The following is a 16360-nucleotide window of genomic DNA, read 5'->3' on the forward strand; positions in this document are numbered from 1 at the left end:
GCAGTGGTCGCTTAAGGCAGAATGATACGCTGAGTGCTATGCAGACTAGGATCAGGCCGGCTCAGTAACTGCTGTTCACGGGCAAAATCAATAAAAGCCTGAGCATAATTGATGTAGGTATCCTGATAACGCTCCGCAGCCATCACTTTGCCAAAAGTGGCCCAGCCATCCTGGCCGGACGCTATAAAACTGTTGGTCACGACGATGTAGCTTTCATCCATATTCAGAGGCTGCCACTCCCCATGACGCTGCACTTCCAGAGCGCTAACCCGCTGGTTCACCGGCTTGGTCAGATCGACAGAAAAGCGGATGCCGGCACCATGTGGGTAACCTCCAGACGAGGCCCCCGGGGTGATTGAGTAATCAATGGCTTCTTCCAACACCTGCTTAATCTCATGGCCATGCATGTGCAGGTGGATCAGCGTATTGGAAAATGGCAGCAACTGATACACCTGAGCGATACTTAGCTCCCCTGCCGGTAAGTCTGTACGAACACCGCCGGCATTTTGCAACGCAATGTCGGCATGCCGGCTTTGATTTAGGAAAGCTTTACTGACCACATAATGCAAATCAGATTGGTTGGCATCACCGCAGCTTTCCTCACGGGCCTCGCCCGGGTCCATCCGGCACAAGCGCTCTGGTATGAACGCAATGCGTTGCGCAGACAATTCTTCGATACGGGTGCTGTAACCTTCCAGCAAGAATTGTAATTTAGGCTCAGGCGCCACCAGGCTGAGTACATCTGAACCAGCGATATAGTCCAGCACTTTGGTACGCTCGGCCTCAGTTAGCGGTTCGCCATTCCGATTAAAGTTATCCCCCACCAACAAGTGAGGCCGCCCTTCACAGCGCTCGACTGCATCACCTTTAAAGTGCACCAGCAGTTCACCGACGACCTGAGCATAGTCCTTGCCTTGCACAATGCACACCGGAGCGCCGTCAAGGTTGGTTACCACGGTTGGGTATTCGCCATCGGCCGTTAAGCCAACCTGAGCAAAATCCCCCAATAAACTGTGCGAGTCACCGCCCACAATCACATCCACACCTGGCAAACGCTGTGCCAGCAGAATGTCATTGACATAGCCATAGTGTGTTAACAACACAATCTTACCAATGCCCCGCTGCTGCAACTTATCGATGTAATAACGGGCGGTTTCCAGCTCATCCAAAAAAGCAGTACTTGGCAGCGGCTGAGACGATTGCCGGGTCTTTTTGGCGATGGTCAGGCCAATGATTGCGACCTGATGTCCACCAATCTCATGGATCACATAAGGCTGAAACAACTCCCAATCATGATTTGGAGCCAACGGTGTTCCTACTTCCGGCCGGATATTGGCAGATAACACCGGCGTTTGGCACTGCTCGTCGTGAAGGTTGCGGATAAAGGTCGCCAAATGAGCATCACCATCATCAAACTCATGGTTGCCTATGGTAAAGGCATCAAAGCAAATTTCACGCATAAGATGCGCATCGGCATCGCCCTGGAATAAACTGTAATAAAGATCACCGGTAATGGCATCACCAGCATGCAATGTCAATAAATCAGGATGGCGCTGCTGCAGTTGGGCAATTTTGCTGGCCACCCGCGGAAAACCGCCCACTTCAACATCGATAAAGTCACCGGCAATGCGTAGTGAAATTTGCTGTTTAGCAGCCAGGTTGGAGTGATGATCATTAATGTGGGCAATGGCTAAAGTTAAATCGGAACTAACTTGTGTTTCAGACATCCTTGTCTGGCTGCAACCAGACAAAGCTACTAAAAGTGAACATCCAAGCAGAGTAAGGTGTCGCATAAAACCCTCAGAACAATAAAAGCCAGCTAAGCTGGCTTTTATGACAAAAAAAAGACAGCTGAATTATGGCTCAAGTTTACCATCACGGATATGTTTTTCACCCCGTTGTTTTGCCAGCTGAACCTGTTTTTGTCGCTCGGCAAAAGATGCTCTTTGCTCTGCAGTGGTTTTGTCATGGCAATGCGGGCAACTTAAGCCTTTGATGTAATACTCCGATTGCATGTCTTGCTCTGAGAGTGGCATCCGACAAGCATAACATTGATCGTAACTCCCCTGCTCCAAGCCATGCTTCACCGCAACACGCTGATCAAAGACAAAGCATTCCCCTTGCCACAGGCTTTGCTCAGGTGGCACTTCTTCCAGATACTTCAGAATGCCACCATCCAGGTGATAAACTTCTTCAAAGCCCTGCTCTTTCAAATAAGCCGTGGATTTCTCGCAGCGGATCCCACCGGTACAAAACATCGCAACTTTCTTATGTTGAGCAGGATCCAGGTGGCTAGCTGCCCACTCAGGAAACTCGCGAAACGAGGTGGTATTTGGGTTCACAGCATTTTGGAAAGTGCCAATAGCCACTTCGTAATCGTTGCGGGTATCTATCACGATGGTATCCGGGTCACTGATCAACCGATTCCAATCGTCACCTTTGACGTAAGTGCCGACAATATGCTTCGGGTCAACACCTGGCACTCCCATGGTGACGATTTCTTTTTTCAGCTTCACCTTGGTACGGTAAAACGCTGGCTCATCGGCAAAAGACTCTTTGTAACTTAAACCATCAAAGCGTCCTTCAGCCGCCAACCAGCTTCGGACTGCATCAATGCCGGCTCTGGAGCCACAGATGGTACCGTTAATCCCCTCTTCGGCCAGCAACAAAGTACCTTTTACCTGGTTCTCTACCAGTAATTGATACACTTTGTCTCTGAGTTGCTGATAATCGGGTAAATGAACAAATTTATAAAGTGCGGCTACAACGTACATAAACAACCTTCTTTGCCAGTCTGGATCGCAAATCCAGCGCAAGTTTAACGAGGGCCGGCATTATAGCTATTTTTAGCGCTGGGGAAAAGAAAGTAAGGGTTAATGCGGGTGTTGACACTGTACGGATAGTTCCAGATGCTGCGTGCCATCGGTCAGTAAAATGGCGTCGTCTTCACGCCAGACACTAAGCTCCATATGAGGTTTAAGCATAGTGCACAACTGCTGCAACTGCTCGGGTTGAAACACGCAGCTACTCCACTTCGCTGAATATGGCATGTTGTGCAATTGCCGTTGCTCATCCGGATCAAGAAAAAGCACCACCTGATCGGCTAAATGACAGGCCCGGCGTAGATGCTTTTCCTCCAACAGCTCAACACTGGCCCATAGTTGAAAATGCTGCTGTTCATCCAGCAAAAAGAGGTCGGGATCTTTGCCGCTGCGATGCAAGCCAGCCATCACGGCCTTACTTTCATACAAACACAACCAGGCCAGGACCCTGCGGGCAAAGTGCTCGGCAGGCTCCTCCGGATAAGGCGCTAAATAGTGGCGCTGCTGCGCAAAGTGATGGTGCTCTGCGCAGCTGTAATTCAGATCCAATTTGATGACCTTGGCACTCATCAACATGGTGTTTTCCTCGATAGCAAAAACAGGCCTTTACTAGTTTGTCGGTCATTCTGGTTAGAAGTTTAGACCAGGCTCCAAATAAGATGCAAAGCAAGTGCCAACAAAAGTGTACCCATCACCCGATCGAACCAGTAGCCTTTCAGCAGTAAAAAACCACGGACCCTGGCTTGAGTTAACAAAAAAGATAGCAAACAAAACCATAAAGCAGTAGCAATGGCCATATAACCGCCGTAAACCAGCTTAAAACTAAACGGTGTTTCGGGTGAAATGACTACCGCAAATAAAGACAGGAAGAACAAGGTTGCCTTGGGATTTAAGCCATTGGTAATAAAACCAGTCAACAATGCTTTTCGGCCGCTTAACCGCTCAGCGACTTGCTCTTTGGCAACCGCCTGTACTACATCCGGCGCTCTGCTGCGGATAGCTTGCTGGCCCAGGTAAGCAAGATAAAGTGCAGCCAGCACACTGAAAGCCATGTACAGCCAGGGCGTGGTTTGGATCAATAAACCTATCCCCACCAACGAATAGGTGACATGCAGTAAAATAGCCAAACCAATACCACAGCTGGCAGCTAACGCCGCCTGTTTGCCATAACGAACCGCATAGCGTAGCACTATGGCAAAATCCGGGCCCGGGCTGGCGACAGCCATCAGGTGGACTCCGGCAATCAATGCAAACTCAGACCAAAAACTCATCAATCAGACACCATCTTAAACAAGAGCTGCATTGTACGCTGATGGATCCATGCAATTCAAATCAAAGCCTTTCGCTTGCTATCACAGTATTGCGAACACACCCGGCTGCTTTGGCCGTGAAAATAGTGGTGTTCATCCAGTTTCTGACCAGCATCGTTGCAACAGACTTGATGCAACGAAGGAAAACTGTAAAATGTTATAACATCACAAGCTCTTCATCGATTGAAAGAAGGAAATCCGATGCGCAATTCGAAGTCGTTTCTCAAACCATCTGCCCTGGCTATTCTCATCGCCTGCTCATTTTCAGCACAGGCGATGGCCACTCAGCAAATTCGTGGCACTGTGCTCAATGCTCAGGGCGAGCCGGTAAAAAATGCCCGCATCCATGTGCATGGCCGCCAGCAATACATTTATACCGATGCCAATGGTAACTTTCAGTTGCATGCGCCCGCCAATGCGGAGCTGCACATCACCGCTCCGGGCTTTGATGGCAAGTATCTGCAAGTATCTGATCCGACAAGTGTACAAGCTATTACCTTGCAGCCAGGTGGCCAGATCGAGCGCATGATAGTTTCTGCTTCCGGGATCCATAAATACAACCTGGATATGGCCACCCCAGTCACCGTGCTATCGGGTGAGCAACTATCCCGTCGTACTGAACCTACCATTGGTGAAACCCTGAAGAAACAGCCAGGTGTCCATGCCAACTACTTTGGCCCTGTGGCATCCAGCCCCGTTATTCGCGGCTTGGATGGCCCCCGGGTGCGCATTTTGAACAACGGCCTGGATACCGGTGACGTGTCCCGTATAGGGCCGGATCACGCTATCATGGCCGATGCTCTGACTACGGAGCAAATTGAAGTGCTGCGTGGCCCTGCCACCCTGCTGTATGGTAGCGGTGCCATTGGTGGTGTAGTGAATGTGGTGGATAACCGCATTCCCCGCCAGTTACGGCCTCAGTCCGACACTGTGGTCGAAACCCGCTACAACAGCGTTTCCGATGAGAAAACCATTGCACTGAATCATGATGGTAGCCATAACCAGGTTGCCTGGCATCTGGACGGGCTGCATCGCAATGCCGACGACTACAAAGTGCCACACTTTACCAACAGCGATGGTGAACACGAAAATGAAATCGACAACAGCTGGCTGGAAACCAGCAGTCTGAATGCTGGCTTAAGTTATATTGGTAGCCGGGGGTTGATTGGTTTTCATGCTGGCCGTACTGAGTCTGAATATGGCATTCCAGGGCACGACCACGGACATGGGCATCATGACAGCCACGGTGGCCATGATGATGATGTCTTTGCCAAAGCCCGGCAAAATCGCTTTAACCTGGCTGGTGAGTATTACGATCCCTTTGCCGGTATCGAGACCATCGCTTTTAACCTGGGCTACACCGACTACGAGCACAGTGAAATTGAAGATGGGCATGCTGCTACTTTTTTTAGCAGCAAAACTCTGGAGTCCCGCATCACGCTGGAGCATGAACCTTTGGCAGGTTGGCACGGCATTTTCGGCTACCACTTGCTGCGCAATGATTACACAGCCTCTGGCGAAGAAGCTTTTACGCCAGATACAGAAACGACCAGCCATGCCTTTTTTATGCTGGAAGAAAAGCGTTTTGGAGATCTGACCCTGCAACTGGGCGGTCGGTTAGAGCGGGTTAAATACCATGCTGATGGCATTGAATTTGGCCATCACGAGCATGACCACAGTCATGGCCACGATCACGACCATGGCCATAGTGATGGACACGAGCATGTTGAAGCCCGTTTTACCGCCTATAGTGCATCAGCTGGCCTGGTTTGGGAATTCCAGCCAGGTTTCTCCTGGGCTTTTGCTGCCAGCCGTTCCGAGCGGGCTCCCAGTGCTGCCGAGCTTTATGCCAATGGCGCTCATTTGGCAACAGGTACTTATGAATTAGGCCTGGCCTACCGCCTGGACCACCACGATGGTGATATCGAACCAAACCGTGATCGCTTCCAAAAAGAAATCGCCAATAACTTCGATCTGACGTTCCGTAAGTTTGATGGCAACCTGAGCTTAACTTACAACTTTTTTTACAACCGGGTAAATAATTACATTTACCTTGCCAATACCGGCCTGGACATCGATGATTTAGGTGGTCACGATCATGGACATGACCACAGTCATGGCCACGACCATGATCATAGCCATGATGGACACAGCGATCATAGTTTCCCGGTACTGCAATACCGTCAGGACGATGCAGTACTCTATGGCTTTGAGTTTGAGCTGGGTTACTATCTGGATCAGATGCAATCCGTCCACTTATTTGCTGATCAGGTGCGGGCCAAAGTTCGCGGTGGTGACGACTTACCTCGCATACCGCCGATGAAGCTGGGCGCAGAGTACCGCTATCAGGCGCAAAACTGGAGTGGTGAAGTTGGCTTAACCCGTTACGCCAGGCAAAACCGGGTCAGCCCGCTGGAAAACCGCACTGCCGGCTATACCCTACTGGATGCTACCTTTAACTATTACTTTGATGTAAGCGATGTGGAAATGACCGCCTTTGTCCGCGGGACCAACCTGACCAACCGCTTGGGCTTCGTACACAGCTCTTTTATCAAAGACGATGCTCCTTTGCCGGGCCGTGCCATTACCCTGGGCCTGCGCGCCAGGTTCTAAACTCTGCCCCCTGAAAAACGGCCTGTTACTCAGGCCGTTTTTTTATTCGAATTCCAGCACCATTTCTGCGGCGGTGCAGTGACATTCCCTGCCACAGACCGGGCAATCGTAGCCAGTACTTTGCAACGATAAACTGAGCCATTTATCCTGATGCACCCGAAGTAAACGCCCGCCAGCACGAGTAAAATAACGTACAGCGCTGTTACCGGGGCTTTGCATCCAGAGATGAGCTAACCCTGCTTTTGCACCTTGTTGTTGCAGTACCTGCACCGAAGCAAGCAACAATTGAGTTCCGATCCCCTTTCCTTGCATCTCTGGAACCACCGCAACGGATTTAAAGTAAGCCATTTTATCTGTTGTCACAGGCCAGAGAGACTCACTGCACCACTGGTCCGGCTGCCATTGTCCGGCAGCAAAACTTAAACGGTACCCAACCAATTGGGCCTCATGATAAGCGACAAAACTGGCATTTAAGCCAGCAGCCAGGCCACATTGAATGTAATGCTGTAGCTTGGTGGTATTCAGGTAGCCGTCACCATGCACCTGATTTGCCAGCGTCAGCAGTGCCGGCGCATCCAAAGCTTTGTAGGGCCGAATAATCATGCACTCACCACTTGTAAATACAACTTAGACATCCGCTTAGTAGACTTTAGTCGATCTTGTCCCGAAACAAGCAATATCCATACCTAAGATGGGTAAGAATAGACGAATAGCATTAATAATGGGATGGACAAGGGGAACTTAATCACCTATGTTGAATTCGGGAAGAATAACAATAAGCCCAAAGTAGTATAAATTATAATAGAAACCAGGAAGAACAACTATGCAAACAAAGAATTATAGTCGTTTATCGACCTGTATTCGCTGTGCCATTGCCGGTGTCACCACACTGGCTCTGACAGCGCCTGTGTGGGCAAACACAGAGGAACAGACCCAAGCTGCAGCACAAGAGCGTGTCGAGCGTATTGCTGTGGTAGGTAGCCGCTCGGCGCCTCGCTCGGTGGCTGATTCACCGGTACCGGTAGATATCATCGGTGGTGATGAACTAATGAAAAGTGGCAGCACCGATATGCTGAATATGATGACAGCCACAGTGCCTTCGATGAACGTACACTCACACCCTATCAGTGATGCTGCCACCTTAATCCGCCCCTTGAATCTTCGTGGTTTGTCTTCAGATAGCACCCTGATTCTGGTCAATGGCAAGCGACGTCATCGCTCTGCCGTCATCACCATGTTAGGTGGTGGCTTAAACGATGGTGCACAGGGGCCGGATATTTCCGCCATTCCAGGTGCAGCCATCAAACAAGTTGAAATTCTGCGCGATGGTGCTGCAGCTCAATATGGTTCCGATGCCATTGCCGGTGTAGTCAACTTTGTGCTGAATGACCGCGATGAAGGCGGTCACATCGAAGTTCGTCGTGGCGAGTTTTACGCTGGGGATGGTACCAGCAATGAAATCAATGCCAATATTGGTCTGCCATTAACTGATGCAGGCTTTTTTAATATCAGCGCTCAGTACAAAGCATCCGATGCAACCAGTCGTAGCACCCAGCACGCAAGTGCTGTGAACCAGGTAGCCTATGGCAACCCCAATATTTCCATCGATCAACCGGTTCAGGTATGGGGCTCACCTAAAATCAGCGATGACATTGCCATTTTTGCTAATGCCGGTTTAGATCTTGGTAATGGCAGAGAGGCTTACTTGTTTGGCAATTACTCTGAACGTGATGTTATGGGTGGTTTTTACTTTCGCGATCCCTACACCCGATCTCAGGTTTTTTCAAATGACGGTGGTCAAACACTGATTGTAGCGAACACAGATTTCAGTCAAGGGGACTGCCCAGTTGTTTCGTTAGCCGATCCAACCTTTTCTGTTGTCAATGCACAAGTGCAAGCCTTACCCGCACATTGTTTTACGTTTTTTTCCTGGTTTCCGGGCGGTTTTACCCCAAGTTTTGGCGGTAATATTACCGATACCTCCCTGGTGGGCGGAACCAAAGGTGAATTTCAGTCTGGTTTCTTAGCTGGCACCATGTACGACTTCAGTGCCACTGTGGGGCGCAGTGAAGCCGGCTTTAAAATTATCAATACAGTTAACTCAACCTTAGGGCCTGATTCCCCTACTGAATTCGACCCAGGTCGTTACATCCAATTGGAAAAGCACTTTAACGCTGATTTTTACCGTTTTGTACCAGTAGGCTTGTACGAAGATTTGGCGGTTGCTGGTGGTTTGCAATGGTCTGAAGAGAGTTTCGAGATTGTTGCCGGCGAAACGGCCTCCTGGGAAGTCGGCCCTTATGTTGAGCAAGGCCTCGACTTCATTGGCTCCAACGGTTATCCCGGTTTTAGCCCAGATGCAGCAGGTGTTTTTGTAAGGCGTCATTGGGCAGCTTATCTGGATGTGGAAGCTGAGGTCACTGAGCATCTGTTGGCTGGCTTTGCATTACGCCATGAAGATTATGAAACCTTTGGCACCACCACAAATTTCAAACTGACTGGCCAATACCGACTGACCGATGACTTTGCCATCCGCGCATCGACCAGCACAGGTTTCCGGGCACCAACTGTTGGACAGGCCAATATCAGTACTTTCAGAACCGCTACTGATGATGCAGGCAATCTGGTCGATATTGCCTTGCTGGCACCTAGTAACCCGGTTGCTCAACTGTATGGAGCAACCGAGTTAACACCAGAGACATCCAAAAGTTATACTTTAGGCTTGGTATACTCTGGTAATAGCTTCTTTATGACGGCAGATGCCTACCGCATTGATATTGATGATCGTCTCAGCCAATCGGCTACCATCAATATAGATGATACTGAGCGTCAACGGTTGCGTGATCTTGGCTTTAAAGGGGTTGAAGGGCTTTCACAATTAAACTTCTATACCAATGACTTCTCAACCCGAACCACCGGCTTAGACATCGTCATGAATTATGGTACAGCACTCTTGAGTGGGCGCTCAACCTTCAGCCTGGCCTACAACTGGAATAAAACTGAAGTGACTCGCTTTTCCGATATAACCGGTGCTTTTAAAGTATCGCGACTGGAAAAAGATTTGCCAAAACAGCGCGCCACACTAACCTGGAGCCAAGAGTGGAATGACATTTCGATGTTTTTGCGCTCTAACTACTATGGCAGCTACCAGGGTGTTCATTTTGATACCATTGCCAAGCAGGCATCCTCCAAAGTCACCTTTGATTTGGAAGTAAACTATGCCATCAATGATGCATTTTCTGTAGCTGTTGGTGCGCAAAACCTGTTCGACACCAAGCCAGAGCGTGTGGACTATACAGATACTGGTTTCCCGCAGGATTTCCTTGGTGGTAAGTACTATGAAACCTCCCCCATGGGCATCAATGGCGGCTTTTGGTACTTGCGTGGTCGTTATAGTTTCTGATTGCTGATTTTCTTAATAACAAAAAGCCTCTGCGGAGGCTTTTTTTAATGCCATTAAACACTGATGTCAATGGTAGTACCGGTTGCTTCACCAAAGATATTGATGCTTGGCCGCTCTGTTGGCACTTGTTGCTGGCTATCATCGGCTGTTTCTGACGGCAGCGAAATCCCACGGAATTGCTGATCGAGCCGCTCAAACAGCTCGGTAGGCGGCAAACTGGCGCGCACCAGATTCGCACGACTTTGCGCCTGGCCAGACTCCAACTGCAACTCGCGGGCAGTTTGCGCCATTTCGCGGGCTTCTTTGCGCTTTTCATCCGCTTGCGATTTTAGCTGCTCAGCTTCGCGCTCAGCCTGGTCGGCAATGCGCAGCGCCATTTGTTGCTTCAATTCAGCAAAAGCAGCAGAACTGACATTGTTGGCAGCATTGATCATAAAGCCCCCTTCTTGACACAGCGAGCACAGGCTGTTTCATCATGGACTTCTTAAGTATACTGCAGAACCATTTTTTGTACAAAAAACCAGCAGGCCCTTTAACTCAAGGCATGCAACAGTTGCTGCAGCGGATGCTTGGGCTTATCCCCAACCAGTCGTTTTACCTGACTACGGCAGGAAAAACCTGTCACCAGAATACGCTCCGTGCCATAGTGCTCCACCGGCGACTGCCAGCTCATGGCAAAGAGTGCTTTGCTGTGCTCCAGGTTCTGCCGTTCATGGCCATAAGTTCCAGCCATGCCACAACAGCCTACACTGACCGCTTTGAGCGTCAAACCTGCTTTGGCAAAGATCTGTTGCCAGTTTTTCTCGCTGGCTGGCAATGCTGTTTTCTCGGTGCAGTGCGCCAGCAATGCAAAGTCACCACCACCAGTGGTCTTGGGCAGATCCTGACTTGCTAACCACTCATGAAATAAGGCTACTTCGTAGTCACCACGCTTATCACCCAGCAATTTGCGGTACTCATCACGGTACACCAGCACCAGAGATGCATCCAGCCCCAGCATCGGAACCTGGTACTGATGCAGTTGCTGTAAAAACTGCGATGCTTTGCTGGCGGTTTTGACAAAATCACGCAGAAAGCCTTTCACATGCTGTGGCTTGCCATTGGGTAAAAATGGCAATAGCATCGGTTTTTTACCCAGCTTTTCCAACAGTTTTAGCGCATCTTCAACCAGTTCAGCTTCATAAAAGCTGGTAAAGGGATCCTGCACCAGCAACACCATTTGCTGACGCTCAGCATCGGTTGCCTGGGCCAGTGTTGCTAGATCAAACCGATACCGCTGTTGAACCCGCTCAGCCAGTGTTGGCATAGACAGTAAAGGCGTATCAACATAGCCAAGCGTATGACCAAGCAGCCGCTGTAACCAGGATTGTTGCAGGCAGAAATTGACTACCCGGGGCATTTTTGCGAGCAGCGGTGCTGTGCGCTCAATATTGCCAACAACATAGTCTTTCGCCGGCCTTAGATAACGGCTGTGGTACAGCTGCAAAAACCGGGCGCGGAACGAAGGCACATCCACATTGATAGGGCATTGGCTGGCACAAGCTTTACAGGCCAAACAACCCTCCATCGCTTCTTTTACTTCGTGAGAGAAATCCTGCTCGCCTTGTTTGTGTGCCCAGCTGTTGCGGATACGCTGCCACAAACCGCCAAACCCAGCTCCTTCAGTTTGTAACCGCTGCTCTACCGCCAGTACATCCACCCCTTGATGCTCAGCGAGGCGCAGCCACTCGCGCATTAAGCCGGCTCTGCCTTTCGGGCTATGACGGCGGTCTTTGGTTATTTTACTGGATGGACACATGGGGGAGTTGGCTTCGTAGTTAAAACACAAGCCATTGCCGTTGCAGTTCAGACTGCTGTCAAAGCTCTGTTTTACCTGCAACGGGATTTGCTTATCAAACCATGCACGCTTTACACCATCCACACTGACCAAAGCATCAGCACTTTGATAAGGTGTACAAATTTTGCCTGGATTTACCCTGTTGTACGGGTCAAAGACGGCTTTGATTTTCCGTAACTCGGTAAAGAGTTCCTCACCAAAGAATTCAGGACCATACTCACTGCGATAGCCTTTCCCATGCTCTCCCCACATCAAACCACCGTATTTAGCCGTTAGGGCTACCACCTGGTCGGAAATGGTGCGCATCAGCCTTTCCTGCTCAGGATCGCACAGATCGAGTGCCGGCCGCACATGCAACACGCCGGCATCCACATGGCCAAACATGCCGTAATGTAAGCCATGGCTATCCAGCAACTGACGAAACTCCATAATAAAGTCTGCCAGTTTCTCGGGGGGAACTGCCGTATCTTCAGCAAAGGCAATGGGTTTTTGTGTTCCCTTAGTATTGCCCAATAAACCAACGGCTTTTTTACGCATGGCATAAATATGGCCAATCGCCGCTGTATCGTACGTAAGTTGATAACCAATAATGCCATGCTGGCGCTTGGCAATTGCCTCATCCAACCGGGCAGTCAAATCAGCAATTTTTTGCTCGATATCGGCTTGGTCTTCGCTGTTGTACTCCACCATATTCAGACCTTGCATTTGCAGGCCTGGCACATCGGTGATCAACGCTTGTACCTGTTGCCAGATGATATCATTGCGGGCCAGATCCAGCACTTTGCTGTCGACTGTTTCAACCGAGGTAGCTTGCGCAGCTACCAGAAAAGGCGCATTACGCAACGCACTCTCAAAGCTATCGTACTTGATATTAACCAAGCATTTATGGCGGGCAATAGGCGTAATCGACAGTTTGGCTTCGGTCACAAAGCCCAGCGATCCTTCCGAACCGGTAATTAGCCTGGACAAATCAAATTCAGTTAAATCATCATTGAACACATGCTCTAAATCATAGCCGGTTAAAAAGCGGTTTAATCGCGGAAAGGTTTGCAGGATCTGCGGTCGGAAATCACGGCAACTTTGTAATACCTGGCGATAAATCTGACCTATAGAGCCAGCTTGCTGCGCTTTGACTTCAGCCTCTGCCACTGACTCTTTCTCAGTTTTCAGTACCGTTGCGTCCATTAATACGGTCGTGAGCGAAAGCGTATGATCGCTGGTCTTGCCGTAGACCAAAGAACCTTGACCTGAGGCATCGGTATTGATCATACCACCGATGGTGGCACGGTTTGAGGTGGATAAATCCGGTGCAAAGAAAAAACCATAGGGTTTTAAGAAAGCATTCAGCTGATCTTTAATCACACCGCTTTGCACCCGCACCCAACGCTGCTCGGTATTAATTTCCAAAATACCACGCATATGCCGTGATAGGTCCACCACCAGATGCTCGGTCAGTGATTGCCCGTTGGTGCCGGTGCCACCGCCGCGAGGGCTGAACTTTAAATGCCGAAAACTGGAGGTTTGTGCCAAACTGGTTAGCAACACCACATCATCCTGGTGCTTTGGCAGTAGCACTGCTTGCGGCAATGCCTGATAAACGCTGTTATCGGTGGCTACCGCCAGGCGGCTACCATAACTTGTTTCAATATCGCCAGCAAAACCGGCTGTTCGTAAGGCTTGGCAAAATGCCAGAACACTGGCATCCAGAGCAGCATCAGGGGCGAGACTTGGGATCATGATGATTGCGTTATTTGGTCCGACAGAGGGCGATAGTATACCATCATCTGCCGGTATTTATTAACACTTGAAACGCTGCAATCAGCCTGTTAAGGCATATGCCCCATTTTGGCAGCCTTAGTTGCAAGGTAACGATGGCTGTGGGCGGTAGTTTTCACCCGATGCTGTACCCGTTCTAAAATATTCACGCCAGCTTCCTGCAAAGCTTTTAACTTGCGTGGATTGTTGGTGAGTAGACGCAATTGCTTGATATGAAGCAATTGCAGCATCTCTGCCGCAATATCGTACTCACGCATATCCGGTAAAAAACCAAGAATTTCATTGGCTTCGACGGTATCCAACCCCTTATCCTGCTCGGCGTAAGCACGGATTTTATTAATAAGGCCAATGCCGCGCCCTTCCTGACGCAAATACAAAATAGCGCCGCGGCCTTCGTTGGCAATTTTTTGCATCGCGGCTTCCAATTGAGGTCCGCAATCGCAGCGCAAACTAAAAAGCGCATCACCGGTCAGGCACTCTGAGTGTACTCTGGCTAATACCGGCTCAGCCGTCGACACATCCCCCAATGTTAAAGCGACATGTTCTTTGCCATCAGGCGCTGTAAAACCATGCAGTTGAAAATCAGCAAAAGGAGTAGGTAAAAGGGTGGACGCAACCAGTTTCAGGGTCATTTCAGCTCTCGGCACAGACAAAAATCGCCGCTATATTATCACAGCCCTCCACACTTTTACCTATTCATGCGTTAAAATAGCCGGCCTGTTTCTGCAAAGAGAGTTGCCCAATGCTTGGATGGTTCGAACGTCTCACCCGCCCTTTCCCTCTACGCGAGCCCGAACAACCACCAAAAGGCATGGTTGCATTTTGCCGCCATTATACCCGGGGAATGGAGCCATCCTTAGTGGTAATGGCCCTGTTATCGGCTCTGTCAGCCCTGTTGGAAGTGATGCTGTTTAGTTTTATGGGACAGCTGGTGGACTGGCTGGTAGAAAAGGATCCGGAGACCTTTTTTACCGATGAAAGCACCACCCTGCTTTGGATGGCTTTAGTAACTGTTTTGCTGTTACCACTGATTGCATTTTTACACTCTGCTGTGGTGCATCAAACACTGCTTGGCAATTACCCGATGTCAATCCGCTGGCTATCGCATCGCTACTTACTGCGCCAGAGTGTCAGCTTTTATCAGAATGATTTTGCCGGGCGCATTGCCACCAAAGTCATGCAAACCTCTTTAGCGGTCCGTGAAACCGTGATGAAACTGTTGAATGTGATGGTGTATGTGCTGGTTTATTTTGGTGCCATGCTCTACTTCGTCGCCGATGCCGATCCACGCTTAATGCTGCCAATGCTGTTATGGCTAGCCTGTTACATTGGGTTGCAGTTCTACTTTGTCCCTCGCTTGAAAGATGTCGCCAGCCGACAGGCAGATGCGCGCTCAGAAATGACTGGCCGTATTGTTGACAGTTACACCAATATTGCCACCGTGAAACTGTTTTCTCATACACAACGAGAGGAAAGCTATGCCAAAGACAGCATGGGGATCTTTCTAAAGCCCGTGTATCAACAAATGCGTCTCGCTACCTGGTTGAATGTTTCGGTGCAAAGCTTAAATTACCTGCTGGTGTTTTGCATTGCTGCGCTGGCACTTTGGCTATGGAGCCTGAGCGCTATTTCCATCGGCGCTATTGCCATCGCTGTGAGTTTGGCGCTGCGACTAAACGGCATGGCGCAATGGATTATGTGGGAAGTAAGTAGCTTGTTTGAAAACATTGGTACCGTTGCCGATGGCATCGCCACCCTATCACAACCTGCCAGTGTAGTGGATAAGGCCAACGCCAGCCCTTTGCTGGTCACAAAAGGCCAGATTGAATTTAAGCAGGTGTGTTTTAATTATGGCAAAGTCAGCACAGACAACGATAAAGCAGCGGTTCTGAATCAACTGAACCTGAGCATCAAGCCAGGTGAAAAAGTTGGCTTGGTTGGCCGCTCTGGTGCAGGTAAGTCCACCTTAGTCAATCTGCTGCTGCGATTTTACGACGTCGAATCTGGCCAGATCCTGATCGATGGTCAGGATATCAGCAGCGTAAGTCAGGAAAGTCTGCGCCAACACATTGCCATGGTAACCCAGGATACTTCGTTGTTGCACCGCTCTGTCCGCGACAACATCAGCTATGGTAAACCTGATGCTACCGAGCAAGAGCTATTGTTGGCAGCAGAACAAGCTGAAGCCATCGATTTTATTCAGGATCTGACCGATCCAAAAGGGAACCATGGCCTCGATGCGCAGGTTGGTGAGCGCGGTGTGAAGCTATCCGGAGGTCAGCGTCAGCGCATTGCCATCGCCCGGGTATTGCTAAAGAACGCCCCGATCCTGATTTTGGATGAGGCAACGTCGGCGCTGGACTCTGAGGTAGAGGCAGCCATTCAGGCCAGCCTTAATAAGTTGATGGATGGTAAAACAGTGATTGCTATCGCCCACCGTTTATCTACCATAGCGGCGATGGATAGACTGATCGTATTGGATCAAGGCCGTATTGTAGAACAAGGTACTCATGCAGAACTAGTTGCCAGCCAAGGTATCTATGCCCAGCTTTGGGCGCATCAAACCGGTGGCTTTATTGGTGTGGAATAAGTAAAAAAA

At 49.7% G+C, this 16360-nt stretch carries 11 protein-coding genes; 3 read left to right on the forward strand and 8 right to left on the reverse strand.

The window, feature by feature from the left end; genetic code table 11:
- Window positions 1-11: 11 nt before the first annotated feature.
- The 4 genes from ABC502_RS14715 to ABC502_RS14730 all read right to left on the reverse strand — a co-directional run bounded on the left by ABC502_RS14715 (window position 12) and on the right by ABC502_RS14730 (window position 4093).
- A complete protein-coding gene (locus ABC502_RS14715) occupies window positions 12-1727 on the reverse strand; it encodes a 5'-nucleotidase C-terminal domain-containing protein (protein ID WP_345916427.1) in 1716 nt (571 codons plus the stop codon).
- Window positions 1728-1856: 129 nt separating this feature from the next.
- Window positions 1857-2774: a rhodanese-related sulfurtransferase gene (locus tag ABC502_RS14720; RefSeq protein ID WP_330086985.1), complete on the reverse strand. Its 918-nt coding sequence runs from the start codon at window positions 2772-2774 to the stop codon at window positions 1857-1859.
- Window positions 2775-2873: 99 nt separating this feature from the next.
- Window positions 2874-3398, reverse strand: coding sequence for a YaeQ family protein (locus tag ABC502_RS14725; protein WP_330086986.1), 525 nt, complete (start codon window positions 3396-3398; stop codon window positions 2874-2876).
- A gap of 62 nt (window positions 3399-3460) precedes the next feature.
- Entirely contained in the window at window positions 3461-4093 is a 633-nt protein-coding gene (locus ABC502_RS14730) for a LysE family translocator (protein WP_330086987.1), read from the reverse strand.
- Between the two features lie 240 nt (window positions 4094-4333).
- Between ABC502_RS14730 and ABC502_RS14735 the strand changes: the two genes are divergently transcribed.
- Window positions 4334-6745 carry a TonB-dependent receptor gene (locus ABC502_RS14735; RefSeq protein ID WP_345916428.1) on the forward strand — a complete coding sequence of 804 codons (2412 nt, stop codon included), beginning with the start codon at window positions 4334-4336 and terminating at the stop codon, window positions 6743-6745.
- 42 nt (window positions 6746-6787) lie between these two features.
- Here the strand turns inward: ABC502_RS14735 and ABC502_RS14740 are convergent, their stop codons facing one another.
- Complete coding sequence (locus tag ABC502_RS14740; RefSeq protein WP_330086989.1) at window positions 6788-7348, reverse strand: GNAT family N-acetyltransferase; 561 nt, start codon at window positions 7346-7348, stop codon at window positions 6788-6790.
- Between the two features lie 220 nt (window positions 7349-7568).
- Between ABC502_RS14740 and ABC502_RS14745 the strand changes: the two genes are divergently transcribed.
- Window positions 7569-10148, forward strand: coding sequence for a TonB-dependent receptor (locus tag ABC502_RS14745; RefSeq protein WP_345916429.1), 2580 nt, complete (start codon window positions 7569-7571; stop codon window positions 10146-10148).
- Window positions 10149-10201: 53 nt separating this feature from the next.
- On the opposite strand, the gene ABC502_RS14750 is transcribed toward ABC502_RS14745, so the two are convergent.
- The 3 genes from ABC502_RS14750 to ribA all read right to left on the reverse strand — a co-directional run bounded on the left by ABC502_RS14750 (window position 10202) and on the right by ribA (window position 14393).
- Window positions 10202-10582 carry a hypothetical protein gene (locus ABC502_RS14750; RefSeq protein ID WP_330086991.1) on the reverse strand — a complete coding sequence of 127 codons (381 nt, stop codon included), beginning with the start codon at window positions 10580-10582 and terminating at the stop codon, window positions 10202-10204.
- A 98-nt stretch (window positions 10583-10680) separates the two neighbouring features.
- On the reverse strand, window positions 10681-13722 hold the full coding sequence (locus tag ABC502_RS14755; protein WP_345916430.1) for an FAD-binding and (Fe-S)-binding domain-containing protein: 3042 nt from the start codon (window positions 13720-13722) through the stop codon (window positions 10681-10683).
- Between the two features lie 89 nt (window positions 13723-13811).
- Complete coding sequence (gene ribA, locus ABC502_RS14760) at window positions 13812-14393, reverse strand: GTP cyclohydrolase II (RefSeq protein WP_330086993.1); 582 nt, start codon at window positions 14391-14393, stop codon at window positions 13812-13814.
- Between the two features lie 110 nt (window positions 14394-14503).
- Here ribA and ABC502_RS14765 point away from each other — a divergent pair, with 110 nt between their 5' ends.
- A complete protein-coding gene (locus ABC502_RS14765) occupies window positions 14504-16351 on the forward strand; it encodes an ABC transporter ATP-binding protein (RefSeq protein ID WP_330086994.1) in 1848 nt (615 codons plus the stop codon).
- Window positions 16352-16360: the final 9 nt, after the last annotated feature.

The organism is Alkalimonas sp. NCh-2, assembly GCF_039631345.1.
In the GTDB taxonomy this organism is placed as follows: domain Bacteria; phylum Pseudomonadota; class Gammaproteobacteria; order Enterobacterales; family Alteromonadaceae; genus Alkalimonas; species Alkalimonas mucilaginosa.

Excerpts from the sequence above, each read along its gene's own strand:
- ABC502_RS14715 (WP_345916427.1), bottom strand. The coding sequence starts at position 1,727 with ATGTCTGAAACACAAGTTAGTTCCGATTTAACTTTAGCCATTGCCCAC.
- ABC502_RS14720 (WP_330086985.1), bottom strand. The coding sequence starts at position 2,774 with ATGTACGTTGTAGCCGCACTTTATAAATTTGTTCATTTACCCGATTAT.
- ABC502_RS14725 (WP_330086986.1), bottom strand. The coding sequence starts at position 3,398 with ATGTTGATGAGTGCCAAGGTCATCAAATTGGATCTGAATTACAGCTGC.
- ABC502_RS14730 (WP_330086987.1), bottom strand. The coding sequence starts at position 4,093 with ATGAGTTTTTGGTCTGAGTTTGCATTGATTGCCGGAGTCCACCTGATG.
- ABC502_RS14735 (WP_345916428.1), top strand. The coding sequence starts at position 4,334 with ATGCGCAATTCGAAGTCGTTTCTCAAACCATCTGCCCTGGCTATTCTC.
- ABC502_RS14740 (WP_330086989.1), bottom strand. The coding sequence starts at position 7,348 with ATGATTATTCGGCCCTACAAAGCTTTGGATGCGCCGGCACTGCTGACG.
- ABC502_RS14745 (WP_345916429.1), top strand. The coding sequence starts at position 7,569 with ATGCAAACAAAGAATTATAGTCGTTTATCGACCTGTATTCGCTGTGCC.
- ABC502_RS14750 (WP_330086991.1), bottom strand. The coding sequence starts at position 10,582 with ATGATCAATGCTGCCAACAATGTCAGTTCTGCTGCTTTTGCTGAATTG.
- ABC502_RS14755 (WP_345916430.1), bottom strand. The coding sequence starts at position 13,722 with ATGATCCCAAGTCTCGCCCCTGATGCTGCTCTGGATGCCAGTGTTCTG.
- ribA (WP_330086993.1), bottom strand. The coding sequence starts at position 14,393 with ATGACCCTGAAACTGGTTGCGTCCACCCTTTTACCTACTCCTTTTGCT.
- ABC502_RS14765 (WP_330086994.1), top strand. The coding sequence starts at position 14,504 with ATGCTTGGATGGTTCGAACGTCTCACCCGCCCTTTCCCTCTACGCGAG.